At 36.9% G+C, this 3,916-nt stretch carries 2 protein-coding genes; one reads left to right on the top strand and one right to left on the bottom strand.

From position 1 onward, the window contains the following. Positions 1–530 precede the first annotated feature (530 nt). Entirely contained in the window at positions 531–1,904 is a 1,374-nt protein-coding gene (locus tag PLK24_RS06270; RefSeq protein WP_324477367.1) for a serine hydrolase, read from the bottom strand. Positions 1,905–2,296: 392 nt separating this feature from the next. On the opposite strand from PLK24_RS06270, the gene PLK24_RS06275 reads away from it, so the two are divergent. After that, complete coding sequence (locus PLK24_RS06275) at positions 2,297–3,898, top strand: AAA family ATPase (protein WP_324477373.1); 1,602 nt, start codon at positions 2,297–2,299, stop codon at positions 3,896–3,898. Positions 3,899–3,916 lie beyond the last annotated feature (18 nt).

The following is a 3,916-nucleotide window of genomic DNA, read 5'->3' on the forward strand; positions in this document are numbered from 1 at the left end:
CAGAAAAACCTTGCTTAGATTATTTTTCATCGCTATATCCTCCAGATATTTTTTGCTCACTCATACAAATTCTCTTCCAAGCAGGTGTGGGAAAAATCTTTGACTTATTTTATTACATTTTTCGGAGTAGGAGAAGGTTGAGATGAGTTATAGGAGAAGAAATAACCAACAAATTAAAAAAGATGAGACCCTTATGCCCCCCTACAGAGGGGAATAGAAAAATTGAAAATTAAAATCATTCCTATAAAATTCCCCTCCAACGGAGGGATTTCACGCATTAATGGGGGTGGGTCTGATTTATCAAATTTGTTTTTTTGTAGAATTAACCTCATATAATTGAATAGTACCCTATGATAACCAGAACTAAAAATCAGCATACCATAGCATTTCACTACCTGGAATAATAGCCGGCGCAGTAAATTTTCATCCCTCCAGAATATTAAATTTTCTGTGGTTGGTTTGATAAATCAATCCCAGTGTTTTTTTAAACAAAATTAATCTCGGTTAGGTTTTTTGTTAATCAATCATTTTTATTTCACTCTTGATAAAGGGATATCTTTTCCACTTTGATGTAACACAGCTTCTGTGAATTCACCTTTTTCGTTGGTAATAAAGGTGAGGGTAGCGCCAACTTCTTGAATAAAAAACTGAGTTTCGGTTTGAGGTAAAAGTTGAATAATAGGTTGACCTTGCACTTGAATAAAAAGGAACTGGTCTTTTCGAGTAATCTCTGCGAATAATCCCGGCTGAATTTCGTATTTTCCGGTATATTTATCTAAAATTTCTGCTTCTAATTCGATATAAGATTTTTCAACAGGGATGTCATAAGGCTCACCAAACGCAATGGCTGACAGGTCTTTGGCAATCAGACTAGATTGGGCATGGCTGAAATTGCTTAATACGATAACTGTTACTTGGTCGTCAACAAATCGGGAGATATGGGTCGCAAAACCATTGATAGAACCGTCGTGAGCAATCACCTTCCGGCCAAAAGCCTTAGTAATAATCCAACCATAGCCGTAGTTACTCAAAAAAGGAGTAAACATCTTATCGCGTGAAGCTTTAGATAATATAGTATCTCCATACAGTCCTTGGTCCCAAAGATACATGTCTTCAACAGTGGAATACATTGCTCCCGCTGCATGAGGTATGGAGGTATCAATGTAGGGGGTATTGATTAATCCTTCTGATGATGGGTCATATCCTGAGGCCCGGTTGGGGAGTATTTTTTCTGGATGATCGTACCCGGTATGCTCCATATGTAAAGGCTTGAGTATATTTTCCTGGAGATAATTTTCAAATGACTGACCAGAAACTTTTTCAAGAATAAATCCCAGTAAGACATAGTTGGAGTTACTATAGGCAAACTTCTCTCCGGGTTGGAATTCAAGCGGAAGATTTTTAAACCGGTCAATGGTTTTTTCAGGAGGGGAAGGGATCATCATCGTCGATATATAATCGGGAAAATTGGTAAAATTCGGAATACCTGAAGTATGAGTTAATAAATGGTGAATGGTTATGATGTTGCCCTGAGGATAGTCGGGGATATATTTTTGAAGCTGATCGTTGAGGCTTAGGAGCCCCTTTTCTTCCAATTGCATGATACAAGCGGCACAAAATTGCTTGGTTACCGAACCCAGACGAAAGATGGTCTCAGATGAATTGGGGATTTGCCACTCAAAGTTCGCCGTTCCATATCCTTTTTTAACCATGACTTCGCCTTTTTGAGCGACTAAAATTGAACCATTAAATCTACCGGTTTTGACAGTTGCATTCATATACTCATCGATAGCTGCTTGAAGGTTATTCACTTCAGCTCCTAAAACTGGAGGAATAAAAACCAACCAAATGAGTAAGATCCAAGCAATAGATAGCAGTCCGCTTCTTAAACCAATTGCTTTCATAAATAACACCTTCTTTTTTTATTTTTGGTTCTAAAAAAAATAAAAAAAAGGATTGAATAGATACATAAAAATAACGACCTATCTATATAAATCGGCTATTTTAACAAATACCTTAAAAAATGATTCTTTTTTCAACATTTTCTATTATTTTAAATAAAATCCTTAGACCTAAAAAACCAACCAAGGATTAAGGATAAAAAAAGCATTTTTTTGATAGCCAAATTTCTTTTGCTGACTCATTATCTTGTCTAAAAACAGGAAAAGTTAAAAAATTAGTCCAAAATTAAAGGTAGAAGAATTCTAAAACTTGACCGATTCGGTTTCAATAAGATATCTTGATGATAAGATCAGGGTAATTTTAAAATTTGGAGAAGTCGTTCACTTTGAAAAAAATGCATTTGCATCAATTTCAATCAAAACCAAATAACGAGAACCATCCTTATCCGTTGATTGAAATTACTGCGGAATTTGAGAAGGCATTAAATCTTTTAGAAAATTCCTCATCCCACCTTTTTATTACTGGAAAAGCCGGTACCGGGAAATCGACTTTACTTGAGTTATTTCGAAATAACACCTCAAAGCAAGTGGTGGTTTTAGCTCCTACCGGTGTCGCCGCTTTAAATGTTAAAGGACAAACGATCCATTCTTTTTTTCGATTTAGACCGGATATTACTCTGGATAAAGTCGAAAAACTACAAAGCGATTTAATTGATATCTACCAGCAGGTTGACACAATTATTATTGATGAGATCTCAATGGTGAGAGCCGACCTTTTAGACTGCGTAGACCGATTTTTACGGCTTAATTGCAAGAAAAAGGAAAAGCCCTTTGGTGGAAAGCAAATGGTTTTCATTGGAGACCTTTATCAGCTTCCTCCGGTGATCAAAAGAGGTGAAAAGGATATTTTTAAAAACAAATATAAAACCGGATATTTTTTCTCAGCTCAAGCCATTAATGACCTTCCCCTGACATTAATCGAACTGGATAAGATTTTTCGTCAGAAAGATGAAAAATTCATTGAAATTCTCAATGCCATACGAAATGGGACGGTTAACGATGGACATTTAAATACTCTTAATACTAGATTCAATCCGGATTATGAACCAAGCTCGGACGACTTTTGCATATCCCTCACCACCCGTAATAGTACGGCAAATAAAATCAATCAGGAACAACTGGAAAAAATTTCCGGCACTCTCTATTGTTACGATTCACTAATCGAAGGTAATTTTGAATTTCAGAATTTTCCCACCGAGGAGATTATTGGTTTAAAAGAAGGAGCTCAGGTGATGCTTTTAAATAACGATCCCTTTGGTCGTTGGGTGAATGGAAGTGTTGGGAAGGTTGTCCAATGTAATCAAGCCAAAGAAAATGAGTCATCCTCAGTGATTGTTGAATTAACCGATGGAGATCTAGTTAAAGTAGAACCTTACACCTGGGAGATCTTCGAATACCAGTATGATGAAGGAGATTCATTGATTAAAACCCAAACACTGGGTTCTTTCACCCAGCTTCCTTTGCGGCTGGCTTGGGCGATTACCATCCATAAAAGCCAGGGGAAGACTTTTGATCGGATTGTTCTGGATCTTGAGAGAGGGGCTTTTTCACCCGGACAGGTTTATGTGGCTTTGAGCCGGTGCACCTCGCTTACAGGTATTGTGCTCAAACAACCTATTCAGAAAAAACACATCTTTGCCGACTGGAAAGTTGCAGATTTCCTCACCCGTTTTCAATACCAGCTATCTGATGAAAAGATGCCATTAGAAGAAAAGCTGCGTTTTCTTCAAGAAGCTATTGAAGCCAAAAAAAAATTGGAAATTATTTATCTCAAAACCAACGATGAAAAATCAAAACGGATAATCGAACCATTTTATTTGGGCGAACTCGATTACCAGGGGAAAAAGTTTTTCGGGCTCGAAGCCTATTGTTTTAAAAGAAAAGAGCTGAGACATTTCCGAGTCGATCGAATTCTTGAGATGAAAGAAGTCGAATAATACTCATTTCAATTTTCA

The sequence above is a fragment of the Atribacter sp. genome (assembly GCF_035418125.1).
Taxonomy (GTDB): domain Bacteria; phylum Atribacterota; class Atribacteria; order Atribacterales; family Atribacteraceae; genus Atribacter; species Atribacter allofermentans.